This is a genomic window from Kibdelosporangium phytohabitans, from assembly GCF_001302585.1.
In the GTDB taxonomy this organism is placed as follows: domain Bacteria; phylum Actinomycetota; class Actinomycetes; order Mycobacteriales; family Pseudonocardiaceae; genus Kibdelosporangium; species Kibdelosporangium phytohabitans.
Map to the genome: position 1 here is coordinate 3,887,158 of NZ_CP012752.1, position 20,988 is coordinate 3,908,145.

22 protein-coding genes are annotated in these 20,988 nt (G+C 69.3%); 16 read left to right on the plus strand and 6 right to left on the minus strand.

The annotated features are described in order from the left end of the window. The first annotated feature begins 14 nt into the window (after window positions 1-14). Window positions 15-998, plus strand: coding sequence for an ABC transporter substrate-binding protein (locus AOZ06_RS17910; protein ID WP_054290448.1), 984 nt, complete (start codon window positions 15-17; stop codon window positions 996-998). Here the strand turns inward: AOZ06_RS17910 and AOZ06_RS17915 are convergent. From AOZ06_RS17915 to AOZ06_RS17925, 3 genes are read right to left on the minus strand one after another with little or no spacing between them, the layout of a single operon-like run. Next, window positions 995-2,032, minus strand: coding sequence for a FecCD family ABC transporter permease (locus AOZ06_RS17915; protein WP_054290449.1), 1,038 nt, complete (start codon window positions 2,030-2,032; stop codon window positions 995-997). The two genes, AOZ06_RS17910 and AOZ06_RS17915, sit on opposite strands and share 4 nt — an antisense overlap. Beyond that, complete coding sequence (locus tag AOZ06_RS17920; protein ID WP_054296718.1) at window positions 2,029-3,009, minus strand: FecCD family ABC transporter permease; 981 nt, start codon at window positions 3,007-3,009, stop codon at window positions 2,029-2,031. Before AOZ06_RS17920 ends, AOZ06_RS17915 begins: the two co-directional genes overlap by 4 nt. 15 nt (window positions 3,010-3,024) lie before the next feature. Then, entirely contained in the window at window positions 3,025-4,392 is a 1,368-nt protein-coding gene (locus tag AOZ06_RS17925) for an FAD-dependent oxidoreductase (RefSeq protein ID WP_054290450.1), read from the minus strand. Between the two features lie 81 nt (window positions 4,393-4,473). Between AOZ06_RS17925 and AOZ06_RS17930 the strand changes: the two genes are divergently transcribed. After that, window positions 4,474-5,547: a hypothetical protein gene (locus AOZ06_RS17930; RefSeq protein WP_157233091.1), complete on the plus strand. Its 1,074-nt coding sequence runs from the start codon at window positions 4,474-4,476 to the stop codon at window positions 5,545-5,547. Window positions 5,548-5,551: 4 nt separating this feature from the next. On the opposite strand, the gene AOZ06_RS17935 is transcribed toward AOZ06_RS17930, so the two are convergent. Next, window positions 5,552-7,012 (minus strand): hypothetical protein, encoded by a 1,461-nt coding sequence (locus AOZ06_RS17935; RefSeq protein ID WP_157233092.1) that lies wholly within the window; start codon window positions 7,010-7,012, stop codon window positions 5,552-5,554. A gap of 134 nt (window positions 7,013-7,146) precedes the next feature. On the opposite strand from AOZ06_RS17935, the gene AOZ06_RS56390 reads away from it, so the two are divergent. The 10 genes from AOZ06_RS56390 (at window position 7,147) to AOZ06_RS60000 (ending at window position 16,009) form a co-directional block, all read left to right on the plus strand. Then, window positions 7,147-7,374 (plus strand): hypothetical protein, encoded by a 228-nt coding sequence (locus AOZ06_RS56390; protein ID WP_157233093.1) that lies wholly within the window; start codon window positions 7,147-7,149, stop codon window positions 7,372-7,374. 80 nt (window positions 7,375-7,454) lie between these two features. Then, a complete protein-coding gene (locus AOZ06_RS17940) occupies window positions 7,455-8,360 on the plus strand; it encodes a phosphotransferase family protein (protein WP_054290453.1) in 906 nt (301 codons plus the stop codon). Window positions 8,361-8,371: 11 nt separating this feature from the next. Next, on the plus strand, window positions 8,372-9,256 hold the full coding sequence (locus tag AOZ06_RS17945; protein WP_054290454.1) for a LysR family transcriptional regulator: 885 nt from the start codon (window positions 8,372-8,374) through the stop codon (window positions 9,254-9,256). Between the two features lie 56 nt (window positions 9,257-9,312). Further along, window positions 9,313-10,476, plus strand: a complete 1,164-nt coding sequence (locus AOZ06_RS17950) for a cytochrome ubiquinol oxidase subunit I (RefSeq protein ID WP_054290455.1) — start codon at window positions 9,313-9,315, stop codon at window positions 10,474-10,476. After that, window positions 10,473-11,459, plus strand: coding sequence for a cytochrome d ubiquinol oxidase subunit II (cydB, locus tag AOZ06_RS17955; RefSeq protein ID WP_054290456.1), 987 nt, complete (start codon window positions 10,473-10,475; stop codon window positions 11,457-11,459). Before AOZ06_RS17950 ends, cydB begins: the two co-directional genes overlap by 4 nt. A gap of 8 nt (window positions 11,460-11,467) precedes the next feature. Then, window positions 11,468-13,117 carry a thiol reductant ABC exporter subunit CydD gene (gene cydD / locus AOZ06_RS17960; RefSeq protein ID WP_054290457.1) on the plus strand — a complete coding sequence of 550 codons (1,650 nt, stop codon included), beginning with the start codon at window positions 11,468-11,470 and terminating at the stop codon, window positions 13,115-13,117. Continuing rightward, on the plus strand, window positions 13,114-14,703 hold the full coding sequence (gene cydC, locus AOZ06_RS17965) for a thiol reductant ABC exporter subunit CydC (protein ID WP_054290458.1): 1,590 nt from the start codon (window positions 13,114-13,116) through the stop codon (window positions 14,701-14,703). The genes cydD and cydC overlap by 4 nt, the downstream gene beginning before the upstream one ends. Before the next feature lie 21 nt (window positions 14,704-14,724). Next, a complete protein-coding gene (locus AOZ06_RS17970) occupies window positions 14,725-15,144 on the plus strand; it encodes a MarR family winged helix-turn-helix transcriptional regulator (protein ID WP_169798940.1) in 420 nt (139 codons plus the stop codon). Next, on the plus strand, window positions 15,141-15,476 hold the full coding sequence (locus AOZ06_RS59995; RefSeq protein WP_225954802.1) for an SDR family oxidoreductase: 336 nt from the start codon (window positions 15,141-15,143) through the stop codon (window positions 15,474-15,476). The genes AOZ06_RS17970 and AOZ06_RS59995 overlap by 4 nt, the downstream gene beginning before the upstream one ends. Then, complete coding sequence (locus AOZ06_RS60000; RefSeq protein ID WP_225954801.1) at window positions 15,431-16,009, plus strand: Rossmann-fold NAD(P)-binding domain-containing protein; 579 nt, start codon at window positions 15,431-15,433, stop codon at window positions 16,007-16,009. The genes AOZ06_RS59995 and AOZ06_RS60000 overlap by 46 nt, the downstream gene beginning before the upstream one ends. Here AOZ06_RS60000 and AOZ06_RS17980 read toward each other — a convergent pair. Further along, on the minus strand, window positions 15,966-16,400 hold the full coding sequence (locus AOZ06_RS17980; protein WP_054290460.1) for a helix-turn-helix transcriptional regulator: 435 nt from the start codon (window positions 16,398-16,400) through the stop codon (window positions 15,966-15,968). The genes AOZ06_RS60000 and AOZ06_RS17980 overlap by 44 nt on opposite strands. Window positions 16,401-16,463: 63 nt before the next feature. Between AOZ06_RS17980 and AOZ06_RS17985 the strand changes: the two genes are divergently transcribed. Continuing rightward, entirely contained in the window at window positions 16,464-17,672 is a 1,209-nt protein-coding gene (locus tag AOZ06_RS17985) for an MFS transporter (protein ID WP_169798941.1), read from the plus strand. Here the strand turns inward: AOZ06_RS17985 and AOZ06_RS17990 are convergent. Continuing rightward, window positions 17,638-18,270 carry a hypothetical protein gene (locus tag AOZ06_RS17990; protein ID WP_054290462.1) on the minus strand — a complete coding sequence of 211 codons (633 nt, stop codon included), beginning with the start codon at window positions 18,268-18,270 and terminating at the stop codon, window positions 17,638-17,640. The two genes, AOZ06_RS17985 and AOZ06_RS17990, sit on opposite strands and share 35 nt — an antisense overlap. Window positions 18,271-18,603: 333 nt before the next feature. Between AOZ06_RS17990 and AOZ06_RS54120 the strand changes: the two genes are divergently transcribed. The 3 genes from AOZ06_RS54120 to AOZ06_RS18005 all read left to right on the plus strand — a co-directional run bounded on the left by AOZ06_RS54120 (window position 18,604) and on the right by AOZ06_RS18005 (window position 20,987). Then, window positions 18,604-19,014, plus strand: a complete 411-nt coding sequence (locus AOZ06_RS54120) for a helix-turn-helix transcriptional regulator (RefSeq protein ID WP_218922010.1) — start codon at window positions 18,604-18,606, stop codon at window positions 19,012-19,014. A 765-nt stretch (window positions 19,015-19,779) separates the two neighbouring features. Continuing rightward, a complete protein-coding gene (locus AOZ06_RS18000; RefSeq protein WP_054290464.1) occupies window positions 19,780-20,580 on the plus strand; it encodes an LLM class flavin-dependent oxidoreductase in 801 nt (266 codons plus the stop codon). Further along, window positions 20,577-20,987, plus strand: a complete 411-nt coding sequence (locus tag AOZ06_RS18005) for a nucleoside deaminase (protein WP_054290465.1) — start codon at window positions 20,577-20,579, stop codon at window positions 20,985-20,987. Before AOZ06_RS18000 ends, AOZ06_RS18005 begins: the two co-directional genes overlap by 4 nt. The last annotated feature ends 1 nt before the right edge of the window (window position 20,988 follow it).

A 20,988-nucleotide genomic window follows, 5' to 3' on the forward strand; every position in this document is an offset into this window, starting at 1 on the left:
CCAGGGGAGAGGCTATGGGGCATGAACCCTTCAGGTTGACCAGGCGAACGCTGCTCGCGGCGATGGGGGCCGCTGCCGCCGCCGCGTGCGGGCCCGGTGGTCAGTCGCCGGCTCCCGGCGCGGGCGCGACGAAGGCCGTCAAACACCCCTATGGCGAGAGCACAGTCCCCGTGTCACCGAAACGGGTGATCACGCTCGACCCCGGGCAGGCGCTGCAGGTCGCCCTCGAGCACAGCATCCCGCTGGCCGCCTCGGCCACGCTGGACGCCGATCCGCCCGTGCCGCCGTACCTGCCCGCGCCCGCCCAGCCGTTCGAGCACCTGGGGTTCGGTCAGGTCGACGTGGAGAAACTCGCGACCTTCGGGCCGGACCTGATCATCGGCAACACCGCGTCCTTGCAGGACAAATACCCCGCGGTGGCCGGCCTCACCGCGACGGTCGCGTACGCGAACACACGTGACAAGGTCGAATGGCACGAGGCGGCGCTGACGGTCGCGGAGATCCTCGGCGTGCGCGAAGCCCAGCAACGCAAGCTCGGCGAGTACCGTGCCCGCGCGTCGGAATTCCGCACGCGCAACGGGCAAGTGCTCGGTGCGAAGAAGGTCGTGCTGCTCCGGTTCACCACCGACGAACTGCGGATCATCACCGACTCCGTCATCTTCCCCTCGCGCGTGCTCACCGACGCCGGGGTGCGGCGCACGCCGTCCAGCGCGCCCGCCAAGGCGGGGGACACGTTCACCAAGGTGTCGCCGGAACAGGTCGGGGTGCTCGCCGACGCCGACGTGATCCTGCACATGAGCGGCGGCGGGGCGTTCGACGGCGGCAAGGTCACGTCCACGTTCACCAAGTACACCGGCGGTGAGCTGTGGAAGCGGCTGCCCGCGGTGCAGGCGGGCAAGGTCTTCGAGGTGCCGAGGACTTCCTGGTGGGACGGTGGCTCGTCGTCCGCGGCCACGTCGATGCTCGGCGACCTCGACAAGATCCTGCCCACGCTCTAGCGGACCGCCCTGCGCCACCGGGTACCGAGCACGATAGCCAGGTACAGGCCGCCGAGCGCGCCGGTGGCCACGCCCGCGGGCAGGTCACCGGTCGGGAACACCTGCTGGCACGCCAGATCCGCACCGAGCAGCAGGACCGCGCCGACCAGTCCCGACGCGGCGAGGCTGGGACCGGCGGCGTTGACCAGCCGCCGGGCGATGTGCGGCGCGGCGAGCGCGACGAACGCGATCGGCCCGGCGCTGGCCACCGCCGCGCCTGTCAGGCCGACGGCGATCACGAACAGCGCCGCCCTGCTGCGCTCGGGCGTGACACCGAGACCCGCGCTGGTGTCGTCGCCCATCTCCAGCAGGGTCAGCCGCGTGGACAGCACGAACGCCGCCGGGATCAGCACCGCCGCCGCGACCGTGGCGATGGTGACGTGGTCCCACGTCCGGTCGAGCAGGCTGCCGGTCAGCCACACCGCGGCGCGGTAGGCCTCGTTCAGGTCGGCGCTGATCAGCAGGTACCGGTTGACCGCGGCCAGCAGCGCGGCGATGCCGATCCCGGCGAGGACGAGCCGGTAGCTCACGACACCGCGGCGGTAGGCGATGACGTAGACCAGGATCGCCGTGGCGAACGCTCCGGCGATGGCGCTGCCCGCGACCGCGGCGGCACCGCCGCCGAACACCAGGATCTGCAGGAGCGCGCCGGTCGCGGCGCCACCGCCGAAACCGAGCACGTCCGGGCTGCCCAGGGGGTTGCGGGACAGGCTTTGGATGATGTCCCCGGCGACGCCGAACATGATGCCGACCAGCACCCCGGTCAGCACCCGGGGCATCCGGACCGCCCGGAACACGTAGTCGACGCCTTGCGGCCCAGGGGTTCCCGTCAGCATCGACAGCACTTGCCCGACCGGGATGGTGAACTTGCCGACGGTCAGCGCGTACCCGACGAGCACCACCACCAGAACACCGAGCAGCGCCGACGTGGCGAACGCGCGAGGGGAGTAGCGCAGCGAGAGACCGGCGACCCGGATGCTGCTGCGTGCGCTCATGCGACGGCCCGCTTGCGGCGCACGAGGAACACGAAGAAGGGCGCGCCGACGATCGCCGTCATGATCGACACCCGCAGCTCGCCGGACGGCAGCACCACGCGGCCGAGGATATCGGCCAGCAGCACCAGTACCGCGCCGATGACCGCGGCGAACGGCAGCAGCCAGCGCTGGTCGGCTCTGGTGAAGACCCTGGCGATGTGCGGCGCGGCGAGCCCGACGAACGCGATCGGCCCGGCGGCGGCCGTCGCCGCGCCCGCGAGCAGCAGCACCGCGATCCCGGTCAGGATCCGCGTCCTGGCGATCCGGACACCGAGCCCGCCGCCGAGGTCGTCGCCGAGCGCGAGCGCGTTCAACGGTGGCCCGAGCAGCAGCGCCAGCACGGTCCCGGCGGCGAGGAAGGGCAGGAGCTGGCCGGTGACCGACAGCTCCGGCTTGGCGACGTCACCGACGATCCAGAACCGGTACTCGTCGAAGGCCTTGGGGTCGAGGAACACGATGCCCTCGGTGCACGCGACCAGCGCCGCGCCGACCGCCGTCCCGGCGAGCACCAGCCGGACGGGCGCTGTCGTCGGTGGGCCGGTGTTGCCGATCAGGTAGACCAGCGTGGTGCTGATCGCCGCGCCCGCGAACGCGAACCAGACGTACCCGGTGAACTGGCCGATGCCGAACCCGACCACGGCGACCAGCACACCGAACGCCGCACCGGCGTTGACGCCGAGGATGCCCGGGTCCGCGATCGGGTTGCGCGTCAACGACTGCGTCAGCGCACCGGCGAGCCCGAGTGCGATGCCGGCGCAGATCCCGAGGACCGTGCGGGGCATCCGCAGGTCGTGCACGATCACGGCCGCGTCGCTGCGGTCGTCGGACAACAGCACACGCAGCGCCTGGCCGATACCGACCGGCTGTGAGCCGACAAGCAGGCTCCCGACCGCGACGGCCCCGAGAACGCCGAGCACCGCCAGCAGCAGGTACGTCATCCGCACAGCACGACCTTAGCCGCGTGAAACGCGCACCATGTCCTCGTGCTCGACGACCTTTATCCGCTCACGGCCGCGTTCCCGGCCGAGGCCACGCTCGTGTTCGTCGAGACGCAGCCAGCCGTTCCAGGTGGTGTGGTCGATCCCGCGGGCCGAGAGGAGGTCCTCGATGGCGCCGGGGTGCCGGTGCGGCGCACTGGGCAGGGTCGGCGCGTCGGTGAGCAGGCTGTTGATCGTCTCGGCCGCGCATCCCTTGGTGTGTCCGATCAGGCCGATCGGGCCGCGCTTGACCCACCCGGTGACGTAGACGCCTTCGAGCTGGTTGTCGTCGATGCCCAGCACCCGGCCGGACTCGTGCGGCACGACCCCGGCGTCGTGGTCGAAGGGCAGGTCGGCGAGGTGCGACGGCAGGTAGCCGACCGCGCGGTAGACCGCCTGGACGTCCCAGTCGTGGTAGCGGCCCGTCCCGCGGACGTTGCCGTCGCCGGTGAGTTCCGTGCGCTCGGTGCGCAGGCCGGTGACCACGCCGTTGTCGCCGAGCACCTCGACGGGGGAGTGGAAGAAGTGCAGGTGCAGCCGCCTGCGGTGCGGGCGGCGGTCGCGGATCGCCCACTCCTGCAACGTCTTCACCACCATGTCGACCTGTTTCGAGCCGCGGATGGCCGTCATCGAGCCGTCGTCGAACTCGATGTCCTCCGGGTCGACGACGACCTCGAAGGTGCTGGAGTGGTCCAGTTCCCGCAGTTCCAGCGGCGTGAACTTGGCCTGGGCCGGACCGCGCCTGCCGAAGACGTGGACGTCGGTGACGGCGCTGCCGAGCAGGCCGGCGAAGACGTTGTCGGGGATCTCGGTGGACAGCATCTCCTCGGCGGACTTCGCCAGCACCCGGGCGATGTCGAGCGCGACGTTGCCGGCTCCGATGACGGCGACGCTGCCGGCGTGCAGCGGCCACGTGCGTGCCACGTGGGGATTCCCGTCGTACCAGGACACGAAGTTCGCGGCGCCGTAGCTGCCGTCGAGGTGGATGCCGGGGATGTCGAGCGGCCGGTCGTCGACCGCACCGGTGGCGAAGACGACCGCGTCGTAGTGCTGGCGGAGGTCGTCGAGCTTGAGGTCCATGCCGTAGTGGACGTTGCCGAACAGCCGGACACCGGGCTTGCCGAGTACGCGGTGCAGCGCGTCGACGATGCCCTTGATGCGCGGGTGGTCGGGCGCGACGCCGTACCTGATGAGGCCGAACGGTGCGGGCATCCGCTCGAAGATGTCGACGTCGACCTCGGTGCCGGACTTGGTCAGGAAGTCGGCCGCGTAGATACCGGCGGGCCCGGCGCCGACGACGGCCACCCGTAGTGAACGGTTCACGAACACCCTCTCCTGGATCATCACTCCCTTTAAAGTAAGGCGAGCCTTACCTAATTGCACTGTGATGTCGGCTACCGGGCCCGCGGCACTAGCCTCACGCGGGTGGGTGATGTCGAGTCGTTGCGGTCCTCGCTTGCCTCAGCGCATGGCGTGGCCCGTGTGCGCACTGCGCAGACGCTGTATGAGCTGACCGGTCTCGACGAGTACGTGTCCGAGGTGGCCGCGGTGCTCGAAGGCTTCGGACACCGGGATGAGCGAGCCGAGGCAGCCAAAGCACTGCGCACACTGCCGATCACCCCGCGATCGCTGGCCGCGTTGCACCGCGGGACGCTCGACCCGGAGGCGCTGGTGCGCCACCACAGCGCGAACGGCCTGCTCGGGCTGGCCGAGCGGAAACCCGAACCGGCGGTCGACGCCGTGCCCGGCGAGTTGCTCGCCGCGTTCGCCACGCGGACTGCCGGGACTTACGGCGACCGGGCGAGTTTCGCGGTCGAACTGGGCCCCGCCGACTACGCCGCGCCCCACCACCGGGCGGCGAGTGTGTACCTGGCAGGCACCCGGCTGTCCGGGCCGGACCGGTCACACGTGCCGGCGCTGCGCAACATCGGCGTGTACACCACGTACCCCGACCGGGCGCCCGACTACCCGAACCTGCGCGGCACACTGGAGCACTTGGGTTTCGCCGGCCTGCCCGAATCCGTCACGCTCGACGAGCGGGAGACCGCCGCCACAATGGACGCCGTGGCCGCGGCGCTCGACTTCGACACCGACGTTTCCCGTTGGTGTGCCACGGAAATCCTGATCGGAGACCGGTCGCGGCTCGCGCTGGAGATCGGACCGGCCGACCCGGCTGGAGGCCAGCTGCGCGTCTGCACGCTGTGGCTGGACGGCGCCATCGCCACACCGTTCGACAACATGGCGTACGTGCCGCAGTTCGCCCACTCACTGCGGTTGGACGCCGCCCGCTACCGCGCCGGGCTGCCGACGGACTTCGCGTACTGGGGCCCGACCACCAACGATCTGGACGGGGAGTTGCACCCGGACGGCACGCTCCACTACCGGCTGCGCTCACTGATCGACGGCGTCGGCGACCGCGGAGGGACGGTACGGCTGCGTGTCGACGAGATCATCGCTGTCCTGGAGGAGGCCGCTGACGTGCTGACAGCCGGTCCGTGAACGATCAGGTGTCGATGATGAACCAGTTGTCGTTCATGTAGGCCAGCGTCTGGATCCCGAGCTCGTTCTCGGCGATCGGGACCGATGCCTTGATCGCGGCGGCCGGGATCGTCACCCGGCCGGGCTTCACCTGGACCTTCGCCGAGTCGATGGTCGCGGTCTGCAGCGCCTTCTTCTTGGCCGCGGGGAGCATCCGGAACATCGCCTTGAAGGCCTTGTCACACGGCATCGGGACCGTCTTCATCGCCGGTGCCGCGATCTCGCAGAGCGGCACCGTGTCCTCCCTGCCGATGGCGTGCAGGGCCTGCTCGTACCGCTGGATGGCGCCTTCCTTGGTGTTCGGCACGGCGACGGGCGTGGCCGGTCGGGACGGCGGTGTGCTCGAACTGGACGGTGGGGTGGGTTCGCCCTCTTCCGGGGCCTGGCACGGCTGGTCGGTGAACGCTTCGTTGCGGATCTGTTCGGTCTTGTGCCTCGACGGGCCCGCCGGGCCGGTCTGGCCCTTCTCCAGTTTCGTTTTCAGGACCTGGTCGCCGCCGTGCACCACCGGGTTCCCGCCGACCTCGCCCCAGCCGCCCGCGTAACCCCACCACGGCTGGTGCTCGACCTCCCGCAGGTCGTTCCAGATCTCCCAGCGCTCACCGGACTTGCTGGTCTTGTCCTCGAGGCCGAGGCCCTGCGACCAGTCCGGCAGCTCCTTGTTGCGGTAGCTCACGTCACCGACGGGGTAGGACGCGTGGGTGCCGACGGCGGAGTAGACGGTGCGGCGCCCGGCCGTCTCGTCCACTTCGGTCAGCGGCCTGCGACATTCGTGCCCGTGGTACGCGTACACGATCGCTTCCGGGCCTTTGGCGTTGTCGACGACCACGGTGACGCGTTCCCAGTCGCCCTCGTGGTTGCCGCCGCCGACCGGGCTCGTCCACTGGTTCCACGGGAAGAAGAACCAGTACACGTACCCGGTCTTGCCCTTGTGCGCGTCGATTCCGTCCACGTACTGCACGTAGGCCGGTGCTTTGGTGCTGCCTTTGTCGTGCAGGTCGTTGCCGGCGTCGAGGAAGTAGCCGTCGGCGCCCAGTTCCGCGTTGTCGAACGGGCGGGTCGGCTCGGTGGTGTTGAACTCGCGTCCACTTCGCTCACACGGCGGCACGCTGCTGGCCAGCCCGGCCGCCTTCCGCATGCGGTAGCGGTTGGGGTCGGTGAGCGACTGCGGTGTGGGGTCCTTGTCGACCTCCTCGTCCTTGCAGCCGCCGTCGCGGTTCCAGCGCAGATCCGAGCCGGCGATGAACGCGGTCGCGTCGATCGGCCTGTGCTTCTCGTCCTTGCCGAGGATCACCACGGGCGCGTACTTCCTCGCCAGTTCGATCCGGTTGCTCTGGTCGGTGGGCGGCGAGGTGTTCTCGGCAGGCGTCTCGCATGCCGCCAACGTCACCAGCGCACAGGCACCGAGGACCTGGACCACTCGCATCTTCCCCACACCCCTGTCGACCGCGGATCGCACTGCGATTGTCACTCTGCCCGGCCCTTCTTGCACTTTTCTTCCGAATCGGCTGAGTGCAACCGCTCAAGCGGCACCCTTGCCGGTCTCGATACCGTGTGGACATGGTGCCCTTGCGCCGTGCCTGTGCCGTGCCGGCCACGAACTTGGGCAAGACCCCGGAGGTCGACGCCTGCCACCGCGTCGAGTTCGACTACTACGAGGCATCCACAGGACCCGATCGGGTGGGCCTGTCCCGAGAACGCCGTCCCGTCGCCGCCGCCGCCGGAACGCGACATCCCGCCGCGACCGGGCCATGCGGGAGATGTCGTGCGGCGCGGAGGCCGCGCTGACTGGCTGAATTCGGTCGTGGTCGTGGTCGTGGCCGCGTGCCTGCGAGGATGCGGTCAAGATCAACCGAGAGGGGCCAGTCATGCTCACCCCGCCGGACACGGTCACCGACGACGCCGTCCTCGGCGCCGTCCGCAAGTACTGGCTCGACGACGCCGAGACCGCGACCCACCTGCCCGTCGGCTTCGGCGCACACCATTGGAAGGTCACCGGCAGCAGGCAGCTGTTCGTGACGCTGGACGGGCTGGCGCCCAGGCACACCGACGAGTCGCTGGAAGGCGCGTACGCCGGTGCGGCCGCGCTGGCCAAGGCGGGGATGTCCGCGGTCTGGCCGTCCCTGCCCGCCACGACCGGCACGTTCACGGTCCGTCTCGGTGAACAGGCGCTCAGCGCGGCCGACTGGCTGGACGGCGTCACACCGACCGAGGACCAAGCGGCCGAACCGGAGCATCTCCGTGAGGTGATCGCGGCGCTGGAGGTGTTGCACGGCAGCACACCGCCACCCGGTATCCCCGTCTGGAAACCGCGTGTCGGCGCCGGCTTCCCGCAGCTGACGGCGCAGGCCGTGAGCGAGCCGTGGACAGCGGGGCCGCTGGGCGAGCAGGCCAGGACCGCCATCGCCGCGCGTCTCGACGACATCGCCCACTGGACCGCGCGCTACCTCGACCTGGCCGGGCGGGCGCAGCGACAACGCCACACCTGGGCGGCCACCCACGGCGAACCGCACAACGACAACCAGGTCCGTAGCGCGCAGCGGCTGTACTTCGTCGACTGGGAGTCGCTCGCACTCGCGCCGCGTGAGCGCGACCTCGTCGACCTGGCCGGGTCCGTCGACGCCGACCCGGCGATGATCGAGCTGTTCCGGCTCGACTGGCGCCTGTCGGAGATCGCCGAGTACACGACCTGGTTCACTCGTGCGCACACCGGTGACGTCGACGACGTCACCGCACTGGACGGGCTGCACGAGGAGCTGCGGGCCGACGACTGAGCGGAGAGGCGATGGACCTGCTGCAGCTGCGGTACTTCCAGGCCGTTGCCCGGCGGGAGCACATCAGCCAGGCGGCCGAGGAGCTGCGCGTCGCCCAGCCGTCGGTGAGCCGGACGATCGCGCGGCTGGAGAAGGAACTCGGCGTCCCGCTGTTCGACCGCCAGGGCCGCCAGGTGCGGCTCAACTCGTTCGGCACGGCGTTCCTGCGACGGGTCGACCGGGCGCTCGGTGAGCTTGACGAGGCACGCCGCGAACTGGCCGACGCCGCCGGCCTCGAGCACGGCCGGGTCGTCGTCGCGGCGGAGACCCTGCTGACGGTCACTCCGCTGGTGGCGCGGTTGCGCGCGGAGTATCCCGGAGTCGACGTCCGCCTGTTCCAGTCCAACGCCGACACCATGGTGCGTCAGCTCGGCGATCGGGAAGTCGACCTGTGCTTCGCCTCCCAGCCGCTCACCGGTCCGCTGCTGCGGTCGGCCGAACTGTTGCGCGAGAAGGTGTTGCTCGCTGTCCCGGCGACGCATCCGTTCGCGGCCGGTGACCGGGTCGGGGTGGCGGACCTGGCCGGGGAGCCGTTCGTGACCTCGCGGGCCGGGTACTGGCCGAGGGCCCTGCTGGAGCGGATCTTCGCGGGCACCGGGTCGCGTCCGGTGATCGCCTGCGAGTGCGACGAGCTGGGCACGTCGGCGGACCTGATCAGTGCCGGGCTCGGCGTCGGGCTCGTGCCGGAGATGTCCCGCGGGGCGCCGACGCCGACTCAGGGGCCTGTGGTGTGGGTCGAGCTCGACGCACCCGGTTGTGAACGCGTGTTGAGCCTGGTGTGGCGCGCGGACACCTACCTGCCCGCGGCGGCGCAGAAGCTGCGCGAACTGGCCCACGTCATGCTCTCCAGGCTATGAACTCATGGCGAAATTGGTCGTGGATGTTATAAGCGGGAGCTTCTAGCGTCCCAGTCATGGACGTTGTGGACCTAGCCCGGTTGCAGTTCGCGGGAACGACCAGCATCCACTGGCTGTTCGTCATCCTGACGCTGGGGCTGGTCCCCCTCGTGGCGGTCACGCACACAGCGGCGGTGCTCAGCCGTGACCAGGCCCGCAAAGCCGTGCTGCTGAAGGCGACCCGCTTCTGGGGCCAGCTCTACGTGGTGAACTACGCGCTGGGCATCGTCACCGGGCTCGTCATGGAGTTCCAGTTCGGGCTGGGCTGGAGCGGCCTCGGCAAGTTCGCCGGCAACGTCATCGGCGCCCCGATCGCGCTGGAAACCCTCGTCGCGTTCTTCGCCGAGTCCACTTTCCTCGGGATGTGGATCTTCGGGTGGGGGCGTCTGCGGCCCGCGGTGCACGCCACGCTGATCTGGCTGGTCGCGCTGACCGCGTACGCCTCGGCTTACTTCATCCTGGTGGCCAACGGCTTCATGCAGCACCCCGTCGGTTACGGGGCACGCGACGGGACGGCCTACTTGACCGACCTCGCCGCGGTGATGACCAATCCCAGCGCGTTGCTCGCCCTCACGCACATAACCGCGGCCGCGTTGATGACCGGAGCGATGTTCGTGGCGGGCGTCAGTGCGTACCGTTTCCTCAAGGGAGATCGAGAGTTCTTCCAAGGATGGCTGCGGTGGGGCACGGTTGCCGCCGCGGTGCTGAGCATCGCGGTGTACGAGGTGGGCGCGCTGCAGTATCCGTTGCTGGGCACGACACAACCGGCGAAGCTCGCCGCGCTCGAAAGCAACGGCGTCGTCGCGCAGGCGCACGACATCATGCTGTACATCGGCTACAGCATCAACACCATCACGGTGCTCGCGGCGATTCTGGTGTTCTTCAAGCGGATGGTGCGGTGGATCGCGTGGTCGGCGATCGTGACCGTCCCGCTTCCGTTCGTCGCTTCCCTTGGCGGATGGCTGTTTCGTGAGATCGGCCGCCAGCCTTGGATCGTGTACGGCGAACTCACCGTCGACCAAGCCGTTTCCCACGTGAGCGCCGCGACGATGTGGACCTCGCTCGTCGCTTTCCTCGCCGTCCTGGTGGCTTTGGCCGTCGCCAACTGGTGGCTGATCGCGCGGTTCGTGCGACGCGGGCCCGACGGTGTGCACATCGGCCGAGAGGAGCAGTTGTCGTGAGCCTGGAGATGGTGTGGCTGGTCCTGATGGGACTGGTCCTCGGCGCATACTTCGTGCTGGGGGGTTACGACTACGGTACGCAGATCCTGTACCCGCTCGTCGGCCGCGATGAACGTGGCCGGCGTGTGGTGCGGGCGGCGCTCGGCCCGTTCTTCTTCGGCAACGAGGTGTGGCTGATCGCCTTCACCGGGGTGTTGTTCGGCGCGTTCCCGATGCTGGAGGGCACGCTCATCTCCGGCCTGTACCCGTTGTTCCTGCTGCTGTTGCTGGGACTGGTCGTCGGCAAGGCCGCGGTGCAGCTGCGCGGGCTCGTGCGGAACGCCAGGGCGTGGGACGGCCTGATCGTGGCCGGTGGGCTGATCGCGGCGACGAGCTGGGGCCTGGTGATCGGTGCGCTGCTCAACGGAGTCCCTTATGGGACGGACGGTGTCGTCACGTTGGACTGGTCGGACGTGGTGAACCCGTTCGTGGTGATGGCCGGTGTGAGCAACGTGATTTTGCTGTGTGCGCACGGCGCGGTGTTCCTGACGCTGCGCGTCAGCGGTGACATCGTGGAGCGGGCCGGAAAACTCGCACGGCCGCTGCTGCTGGCGGCAATCGCGTCCGTGGCGGTGACCGCGGCGTTGAGTGGCGGCACGGCGGTGACTCAGCCGACGGCCGCGCTCCTGGTGGTCGCGGTGCTTGTCGTCGCGCTGACGGCAGCGGTGTTCCTCGCTGCCCGTGATCGTTCCGGGTGGGCGTTCGTGGCCACGTCATTGTCGGCGCTGTTGCCTGTGCCGCTGGTCGGACTCGGTCTGTACCCGTACTTCCTGGTGTCCGCCGAGGGCGGGATGACCATCGCTCAGGGCGCGGCCGATCAGGCCACGCTGGTGACGCTGCTGCCGTTCGGGCTCGCCCTGGTACCGGTGATCGTCGCCTACCAGGCCTGGAGCTGGTGGCTGTTCCGTGGTCGCGTCAGCCCGGCCACACCCACCTACTTCTGAGGCCGGACATGAAAGCGACACAACGCAGGCTGACACGTGAAGTACCCGCCATCCGACGGCACATGGTCGTGACCGGGCTGTTGACGACCGCGACCGCGACGTGCGTCGTGCTCCAGGCGAGCCTGCTGGCACGGGTCTTGTCCGGCGCGGTGGTATCGCTGATGTTCGGGTTGGCGGGGGTGGTGGTCGCGCGTGCTGTACTGGCTTGGGCGCAGCAGGTGCTCGCCCAGCGCGCCGCCGCCACGGTCAAAGCCGAGCTGCGCGGCCGGGTACTCGACCACGTCCGGCATCTGGGGCCGTTGCAGGCAGGACGGGAGCGGCACGGGGAACTGGCCACGACGGTCACCCGCGGACTCGACGCACTCGACCCGTACTTCACCGGCTACCTGCCCAAGACCGTGGGCGCCGCGGTTGTGCCGCCGCTGGTGATCGCCTGTCTCGCGGTCACGGACTGGGTCTCGGCCGTGGTCGTCGTGGTGACGTTGCCACTGATACCCGTGTTCGGAGCGTTGGTCGGGTTGCACACCCGTAAGCGGACCGAACGCCAGTGGGCGTTGCTGTCACGGCTTGGCGGTCATTTCCTCGATGTTGTCGCGGGCTTGCCGACGCTGCGGGCGTTCGGCAGAGCACGTCACGAAATCGGTGTGGTGCGCCGGATGTCGGACGACCACCGGCGCGCGACCATGCGCACCCTTCGCGTGGCGTTCCTGTCCTCGCTTGTCCTGGAATGGGTGGCCACGCTGTCGGTCGCGCTGGTGGCGGTACCGGTGGGTTTGCGGTTGCTGAGCGGGAGCGTGGACCTGGAGACAGCGCTGACGGTGCTTCTCCTCGCACCAGAGGCCTATTTGCCGTTGCGCGCGGCCGGTTCGGCGTTCCACGACAGCGCGGAGGGAGTCGCCGTGGCCGACCAGGTGTTCGCCGCGCTCGACGACGTTGCGCCGCCCCGGCGAACCGGGACTGGTGCCGTGCCGGATGTACGCACCAGTGACCTGGTGTTCGACCGCGTCACTGTGCGGTACCCGGATCGGGACGTGCCGGCGGTCACGGGGGTATCGATGGAGGTGCGGGCGGGGGAGTGCGTCGGTTTGATCGGGCCGAGCGGTGCCGGCAAGTCGACGCTGCTCGCGGTCCTGCTCGGCTTCGTCGAGCCCGAGTCCGGCCGGGTCCTGGTGGGCGGGCATGACCTCGCGGACCTCCCGGTGGACGCCTGGCGCGAGCAGGTCGCGTGGGTACCGCAGAAGCCGCACCTGTTCGCGGTGTCCGTCGCCGACAACATCCGGCTGGGACGGCCGTGCGCGCCGATCGAGGACGTCGTGGCAGCAGCCCGTGCCGCATCGGCGGACGAGTTCGTCACGCGCCTGACCGACGGGTACGACACCATCCTCGGCGAGAACGGAACGGGACTGTCCATGGGGCAACGCCAGCGGATCGCGATCGCCCGCGCCTTCCTGCGCGACGCGCCCATCCTCCTGCTCGACGAGGCCACGGCCCATCTCGACCCGGCGAGTGAGGCGGCGGTCGCGGCCGCGTCCGCACGGCTGATGGCGGGACGTACAACGCTGGTCATCGCCCACCGCCCGGCACTGCTCGACCACGTCGACCGGGTCGTCGAAGTCCACAGCGGCCGGGTTGCCGGGCGAACTCGGAGCACCGTATGAACCGCCGGTTGCTGCTCGCGGTGGTTGCCGCGGTCGCGGCCGAGCTGGCAGCCGTGGCGTTGATGGGCACCGCTGCTTGGCTCATCGCACGCGCTTCCGAACACCCGTCGATATCGGCTGTGGCGGTGGCCATTGTCGTCGTACGGGCACTCGCGCTCGGCCGTGGCGTTCTCCGTTACGCCGACCGGCTGCTCGGGCACGATGTGGCACTGGCCGCCGTGACCAGGAAACGCACTCGCGTGTACGAGGCACTGATACCACTCGCGCCGGACGGTATCGGGGCGTTCCGCAGCGGAGATCTGCTGACACGGCTGGTGGACGATGTCGACTCTGTACAGGAGCTGTTGCTGCGCTGCCTGATCCCGGCAACAGTCGCTGCCGGGGTCGTGATATCGGCGGCCGGGTTCACCGCCGCGCTGTCGCCGCCCACGGCTGTGATACTCGTGGCGGGACTTGTTGTTGCGGGGATTCTGGTTCCCTGGTTGGTTTTCGTGTCCACACGTGCCAAGAAGGACCCGGGCGCGCTGGCCGCGCACACCACCGACCTGCTGCGAGGCGCAGCGGATCTCGCCGCCTGCAACGCGACCGGCTCAGCGGTGGCGACCGCGCGGCGACTCAGCGCTCAGGTGGCCGCGTCAGAGCGCCGCAGGGCGATGACATCGGGCCTTGCCACAGCAGCGATCCTGTTCATCCAAGGAGCGACTGTGATCGCCGCCGTCATCTCCGTCCGGCACGCGGGACTTCCACTGGCCACTGCCATTGTGCTTGTCGTGCTGACACTGGCGGCGTTCGAGGTGATCACGCCGCTGCCCGGCGCCGCCCGGAAACTCCGTGACGTCCGGACGTCCGCCCATCGGCTGGAATCGGTGACGAACGCGCCGGCACCCGTCGCGGAACCGACGGAATCGGCCACACCGGCTGGGAACACGCTGGAAATACGGGGACTTCGCGTCCCGGGGAGGCTCGACGGCCCCGTCGACCTCGTGGTCGGGCCAGGCCGGACGGTCGTCATCGCCGGACCGAGTGGTGCCGGGAAGTCGACCTTGCTGGCCGCGTTGATGCGTTTCGTCGACTACGAGGGGAGCATCGCGATCGGCGGCCGTGACCTGAGGTCGGTGCACGGCGACGACGTACGCGCCCTGATCACCGGTGTGACGCAGGACGCGTATGTCTTCGACGCGAGCTTCCGGGACAACCTGGCCTTCGTCAAGCCGGAGGCCACTCGCGACGAACTTGCCGGCGCGGCACGGCGGGCCCGGCTGCTCGACTGGATCGAATCCCTGCCGGACGGCTGGGACACCCGGACAGGAGCGGGTGGGGTGTCCATGTCGGGCGGGCAACGGCAGCGCCTGCTCCTCGCCCGTGCTTTGCTGGCCGACCCGGCGGTACTGCTGCTCGACGAACCCACCGAAGGGCTGGACCACGACACGGCCGAGGCGTTGCTGGCCGATTTGCGGGCCGCGACGAGGGATCGTGCCACCGTGCTGGTGACGCACAGCCCTGCCGCGCACGCGATCGCCGACGAGATCCACTCGTTGGGCGGCAGCGGCCCGGACCGAACATGCATGGACTTTCCAAATGTTTGAAGTTCCATGTATGTTGGGTCCATGGTGGACGCACGAGTACGCAAAGAGCTGATCGACTACCTGTTCGTCCTGTACGACCACGTCCGGGCGGACCTCAAAGGACTGCTCCACGAGCTGGACCTGACCGACGCGCAAGCCGCCGCGTTGTGGCGGCTCAGCGACGAACAGGAGATGACCGCGCGTCAACTGGCGGACCGGTTGCACTGCGACGCCTCGACAGCCTCGTCGATGATCGACCGGCTGGAACGGCACGGCGTGGTCCGGCGGGTGCCGCATCCCACCGACCGCCGGGCGAAGATCCTGCGGCTCACGCCCCGCGGATGCGAGCTGCGCGATCAACTCGTCCGCTACACGACCGAACGATCTCCCTTCGCCGGCCTCGCCCCCAGCGACCAGCGCCGCCTGCACGCGTTGCTCAGCCAGTCGGCGGCCGGCAGATGAGCCCGAAGACAGCGGTCGTCACCGGTGCCACCTCGGGCCTCGGACTGCTCACGGCCCATCGCCTGGTCCAGAGCGGCATGAACGTGGTCCTCGTCGGCCGGGACGCGGCGCGGCTCGCCACCGTGACCGCCGAACTGCGCGGCTTTGCCTCGTACACGGCGGACCTGTCCCAGCGGTCGCAGGTCCGGGACCTGGCGGCGGCGCTGGCGGCCGACGGGATCCGTGCCGACGTCCTGGTCAACAACGCGGGAGCGGCGTTCCCGGCTACGCGGAAACCCCGGACGGCGTGGAACGCGCCCACGCCCTCAACCACCACGCGCCGTTCCTGTTGACGCACTCCCTGCTGGCGTCGGACAGCTTCGCCGCCGACGCCCGGATCATCGACATCTCCAGTTTCGTGGAGAAACGAGCCCTGCTCGACCCGGCCGACCCGGACGTCACCGGGACGTCGTGGCGGGACCGCCGCTACTCCCAAATCCGTGTCTACGCCACAAGCAAGCTGCTCAGTCTCCTTGCCACGAGCGAACTCGCTCGCCGCCTCCCCGCGGGCATGCGCGCGTACAGCGCCGACCCGGGCATGGTGAAAACCGGTTTCAACGCCAATGCGGGCGGACCCATGCGCCTGACCGCGTCCTTGTTCCGCCCCTGGTCCATCACACCGGACCAGGCGTTCGGACAGCGGTGTGGCTCGCCACAACGTCACCGGCACCCGAGCCGAACGGTGGTTTCTTCGCCGGGTCCCAGCAGGCGACACCGTCACGACTCGCGCAGGACACAGCGCTCGCGCGTGCCGTGTACGACAGGACTTCCGTTGGGCTGGGCTAGGTGCGGCTGGGTGTTTCCCGGCTGCGGATCGGCCTCGTGACCTGTTTGGCCACGCAGGACGGCATGCCCGCGGTCGCGAGGGCCTCCCGCCGGTAGACACTGGGCGCAACGCCGACCAGTTCGGTGAAGCGGGTGCTGAACGTGCCCAGTGACGAACAGCCGACCGCGAAACAGACCTCGGTGACGCTCAGGTCACCGCGACGCAGCAGAGCCATCGCCCGCTCGATCCGCCGGGTCATCAGATACCCGTACGGTGACTCGCCGTACGCGCGCCGGAACTCGCGGCTCAGGTGCCCAGCCGACATGTGCACACCGCGTGCGAGAGCCTCGACGTCCAGCGGTTGCGCGTAGTCCCGGTCGATCCGGTCGCGCACACGCCGGAGCCGCGCGAGGTCGCTCAGTCGCTGCGCGTCGGCGGGCTTGCTGGTCACGACCGTGATGGTGCCACATCAACGGCTTTCCCCACCTCACCTGCGCGGGAGAAAATCTGCCACGTGGTCATCGGGGGGACAGTGGGGCAGCGCCGTTCACCGTCGTGGTGGAACCTGGCGCCGTTGGTAGCGGGCGCGTTCGTGGTCGCTGTCGAGGGCACCGTCCTGACGGGGGTGCTGCCGCAGCTCAGCAGGGATCTCGCCACGAGCGTCAGCGCGACCGGGCAGGCACTGGCCACGTATCCGCTTGGCTACGTCGTCGGCGCGCCGCTGCTGGCTGTGTTCGTCGGTGGACGGTCCCAACGGAACGTGTGCGCCGCCGGCCTGCTGATCTTCGCGGTGGGCAATCTCGTGTCGGCGTCCTCGGGCTCGCTGGTGACGCTGATGGCCGGGCGACTGATCTCGGCGCTGGGCGCCTGCGTTTTCATCCCCAACGCGAGCGCCAGGGCCGTGGCGCTGGGAACACGTCGACGTGGCCGTGCGCTGTCGGTCATGGCCAGCGGATTCACCGCCGCCACCCTGGTCGGCGCCCCACTGGGCGTCTACACCGCGGCGCTGGTCGGCTGGCGGGCAGTGCTCGTGGTCGTCGCAGCCGCCGCTGTGCTCGCCTGCCTCGCGCAACGCCTGGGCAGCCTCGGCGACAACCAGGTCAGCGGTATGACGACGCGCGCCCGGCTGCGGTTCCTCGGTGACCGACGGCTGCTGTCGATCCTGGTTCTCACAGTGGTGGTCGTCGGCGGCGAGTTCGTGGTCTACGCGTACATCTCGCCGCTGGTCGATCACCAGCTCGTCGTCGCCGACGGGACGATCGCGACGGCCATCATGCTGTTCGGCGCCGGATCGACCGCGGGCACACTGCTGGGCGGTTTCCTCGTCGACCGGTTCGGCTGGTCCCGCGTGCTCACGGTCAGCGTGGTGGCGATCGGCACCACCCTGCTGGTCCTGCCATTGGCGCACAACCTCGTGTTCCTGTGCGCGTGCTTGATGACGTGGGGACTGTTCGGGTGGACGTTCACGCCCGCGCAGAGCAATCGGCTGCTTGCCGTGCTCCCGGACAACGGGGCCATGGTGCTCACGCTGAACTCGTCGGCGGTGCAACTCGGTGTCGCCGGTGGCGGGCTGCTGGGCGGCGTGGCGATCGACCTGTGGAGCCCTGCCGTTTTGCCGTTCGTCGGCGCGGGTCTGGTCTGGGTGTCGTTCGTGGCCGTCGTGGCGAGCCGTCGCGGTGCGGGCGTGGTCACAGGTGACGGGCCACCTCCTTGTCGAGACTGACGCGCACGAGCGCAGCCGCGAGGTCGCCCACATCGTCGTTCTTGACCAGCTTCACCAGCTCGCCGGCGTCGTCGGGCAGGCCGACGCGCTTGGCCCCGTCGAGCGTCTTGCGGTCGAAGTACGGCCGCAGCTCAGGCCACACGGACTGCGCCTCGCGGCAGAAGATGTCCGCTCCGACCGGCCCGAGTCTCGGGAACTTCCGCAACAGCTCCCGCAGCCTGCCTGTGTCACCGTCAGCCGACTTCCGGAGGCGTCGAAGATCCCCTTGGTACTCGTCGTGCAGCAACTGCGCTCCGTCACCGAGTGCGGTGGCCGTGCTTTCGTCGTAACGAACGTAGTGCGCACGCCCAAGGGCGTCGACACGCTGCTGCCAAGTGGCCTCGAGCATCTTCGCTGGCGTGGTCATACCCGCCTTCGCCAGTTCCGCGGCTGCCGCGACCGCGATATCAGCCTTGATCCGAGTGGAGAGCAGGACACTGAGCACCAGCAACCGGTACAGCGGGGACGGTTTGTCGGCCAGCCGGATACCGGCCTGCGCGGCGTAGGTCTCCCCGGCGACGTCCAGCAGCCGCTTCACCAGTTTCTTCTGATCAGCCATGCCTGACGGGTACCACGCGCGACCCGGCCTATGCGCCGCGTACGGCGTGGAACGTAGTTCGACAACCGTTCCTGAACGGACGACATCGCCAGTGCCGCATTCGACGATGGGGCGATGACCAAGTGCCCGGGGGAGGATCACTATGGCTGGAAACGGTTAATGGCGATACAGCGCGGATTTGTGTGTGAATGGATCTGCGCGAATGATTCATCATTGGTCGTGTACGGCATGCGGACGCGGTGGGTGTCATTGGCGTGCGTTGACGGGCGGCACATTCTGGTGGACCTGTCCCCGCATGGGGCGTGCACGTTGCTGGGTGTACCGCTGTGGGAGGTGACCAATTCCGTCATCAGCGTTGCCGGTGTGCTGGGGCCTGCTGTTGCCCGGACCGCGCCTGGGCCGAGGCCCGCGCCGCAGGTTGTGTGGGCGTGGCGGCGGCTGTGCCGGTCCGGTGGCCGGATCCGGGTCGCCCAGCTGGCCGCGGAGGTCGGCTGGACCCGGCGGCATCTGCTGACGCGGTTCCGCGAGCAGATCGGGCTCGCGCCCAAGACGGCTGCCCGTGTGATCCGCTTCCAGCACGCCCTGCGACTGCTCCAGCACCCCGAGCGCCGCCTGTCCCTCGCGGGCCTCGCGCAGACGACCGGCTACAGCGACCAGGCCCACCTCACCCGGGAGTTCCGTGCCCTCACCGGCGCCACACCACTCGAACTGGCCGCTGGCTGGCCGTACCGCGGGGGAACGTGATCGTGGTGTCCCGGCCGGAGCCGGGACACCTCACGTCTTTCGTCTACCGGCTCACAGGTTCGCACAATTCTCGGCGGGGGCACCTGTGCTTCGCGGGACGAATCCGACCACGAAGGAGCTCTCGTCGAGGACCAGATCCCACCGGGTGCCGGTCCCGTTGCCCGTGGTGTGGCAGAGCACCCTGACCGCTCCTTCTATGGAACCCGCGTTGCAGAAGGTCCAATTGCATTGGTACACCGTTGTGGCACCCAGGGTTCTCAGATGGCCCCGATTGGGGCAACTCGGCAGGCCGAGGCCCGTGCTTCGTGGCAGGAATCCGGCCACGAAAGAGCTCCTGTCGAGGACCAGGTCCCATCGGGCGCTGGTTCCGTTGCCGGTGGTCTGACAACCCGCCCAGGCCGACCCTTCCATCAAACCCGAGTTGCAGAAGGTCCAATTGCACTGGTACACAGTTTCAGCGTTGATGGTCATGTGCGTGCCGAAATCCACCGCGGGGTGGCCGGACGCGTTTTCCGGAGCGGCGACCGCCGTCGATGTCGCTCCTGCGAAAAGGAGCAACGAGGCGAAAGCGGAGGCGAACAGTGTTCGTGGTCGCACGGGGACACTCCCATCGTCAGAACGCCCGATCGGGCGTGACTCTCTGTATACGACGTGCCTGACGCCCGGTCTTGAAGAAATGAGAAGCGGGGGACCTGCGGCTAAGTCGTGCTTGAAGCCGCGTGGGATCTCTTCGGCCACGCCCGGCGCGGGCATAGCCTTGGTCACGTGTTGATCGGTGTGAACGTCCCCAACTTCGGCAGTGGCACGGACCCGGCGAGTTTGCGCGGCTGGGCGCGAACCGTGGAGGGCCTGGGCTTCGACCTGCTGATGCTGTCCGACCACGTGGTGGTGACGCCGGATGTCGCCGAGCAGTACCCGGCGCCGTTCTACGAGCCGTTCACCACCCTGTCGTGGCTCGCCGGGATCACCGACCACGTCATGCTGGGCACCACGGTCCTCATCGCGCCGTACCGGCATCCGTTGCTGGTCGCGCGGATGGCGGCGAACCTGAACGACCTGAGCGGTGGCCGCCTTGTCCTCGGGGTGGGGGCGGGCTGGGCGCGGCAGGAGTTCGCGGCACTCGGCGTGCCGTTCGAGCGGCGTGGTGCGCTGACCGGCGAGCTGATCACGACGTTGCGGGAAGCGTGGCGGGACAACGGATACCGCGCCGGGACGATCCCGATCTGGCTGGGCGGCAACAGCGACGCGGCGCTGCGGCGGGCGGTCCGGCTGGCTGACGCGTGGCACCCGCTTCGGCAGACCGCCCAGCAGTGGCGCGATTCCCTCGCGAGACTGCGCGAACTGGGGGACGGACTGCCGAAACTGGCCCCGCGGATCTTCCTGCGCCTGACGGACGACCCGCCGCCGCAGCGCCGCCTCGGCGAAGGCACCGTCGAGCAAGTCGTCGGCGACATCGAACAACTGCGTGCCGACGGCGCGCACGCCGTCGTCCTCGACCCGGACGAAACCCTCAGCCCGCGAACAGCTTGGCACGCACTGGCCACGGTACGGAAGGAACTCTCGTGAACGAAGAACACCTGCGGCGCGCGATCGCGCTGGCAGCGGAGGCCATCGCGGGCGGGAATCCGCCTTTCGGCTCCCTCCTGGTCGGGCCGGACGGCACCGTACTGGTCGAAGAGCGCAACACCACCAGCACGGACAACGACATCACTGCCCACCCCGAGCTGAAACTGGCCCGCTGGGCAGCGCGGAATCTCGACAAGGCGACCGCGGCGGGGACGACGATGTACACCAGCTGCGAGCCGTGCGGGATGTGTGCGGGCGCGTTGGCGCGGTCAGGGATCGGGAACGTGGTGTTCGCGTTGTCCGGCAAGCAACTCAACGAGCTGAGGGGCTTCCCCGGGTTTCCCGGGGTGCCGACCGACGGACCGCACCTGTACGAGGAGGCGATCCGTCCGATCGACGGGTACTAAT

Coding starts and splice junctions, on each gene's coding strand:
- AOZ06_RS17910 (WP_054290448.1), top strand. CDS start 15: ATGGGGCATGAACCCTTCAGGTTGACCAGGCGAACGCTGCTCGCGGCG.
- cydD (WP_054290457.1), top strand. CDS start 11,468: ATGAAAGCGACACAACGCAGGCTGACACGTGAAGTACCCGCCATCCGA.
- AOZ06_RS59995 (WP_225954802.1), top strand. CDS start 15,141: ATGAGCCCGAAGACAGCGGTCGTCACCGGTGCCACCTCGGGCCTCGGA.
- AOZ06_RS17935 (WP_157233092.1), bottom strand. CDS start 7,012: ATGCGAGTGGTCCAGGTCCTCGGTGCCTGTGCGCTGGTGACGTTGGCG.
- AOZ06_RS17940 (WP_054290453.1), top strand. CDS start 7,455: ATGCTCACCCCGCCGGACACGGTCACCGACGACGCCGTCCTCGGCGCC.
- AOZ06_RS17990 (WP_054290462.1), bottom strand. CDS start 18,270: ATGGCTGATCAGAAGAAACTGGTGAAGCGGCTGCTGGACGTCGCCGGG.
- AOZ06_RS17920 (WP_054296718.1), bottom strand. CDS start 3,009: ATGACGTACCTGCTGCTGGCGGTGCTCGGCGTTCTCGGGGCCGTCGCG.
- AOZ06_RS17945 (WP_054290454.1), top strand. CDS start 8,372: ATGGACCTGCTGCAGCTGCGGTACTTCCAGGCCGTTGCCCGGCGGGAG.
- AOZ06_RS17915 (WP_054290449.1), bottom strand. CDS start 2,032: ATGAGCGCACGCAGCAGCATCCGGGTCGCCGGTCTCTCGCTGCGCTAC.
- AOZ06_RS17925 (WP_054290450.1), bottom strand. CDS start 4,392: ATGATCCAGGAGAGGGTGTTCGTGAACCGTTCACTACGGGTGGCCGTC.
- cydC (WP_054290458.1), top strand. CDS start 13,114: ATGAACCGCCGGTTGCTGCTCGCGGTGGTTGCCGCGGTCGCGGCCGAG.
- AOZ06_RS17970 (WP_169798940.1), top strand. CDS start 14,725: ATGGTGGACGCACGAGTACGCAAAGAGCTGATCGACTACCTGTTCGTC.
- AOZ06_RS56390 (WP_157233093.1), top strand. CDS start 7,147: ATGGTGCCCTTGCGCCGTGCCTGTGCCGTGCCGGCCACGAACTTGGGC.
- AOZ06_RS17950 (WP_054290455.1), top strand. CDS start 9,313: ATGGACGTTGTGGACCTAGCCCGGTTGCAGTTCGCGGGAACGACCAGC.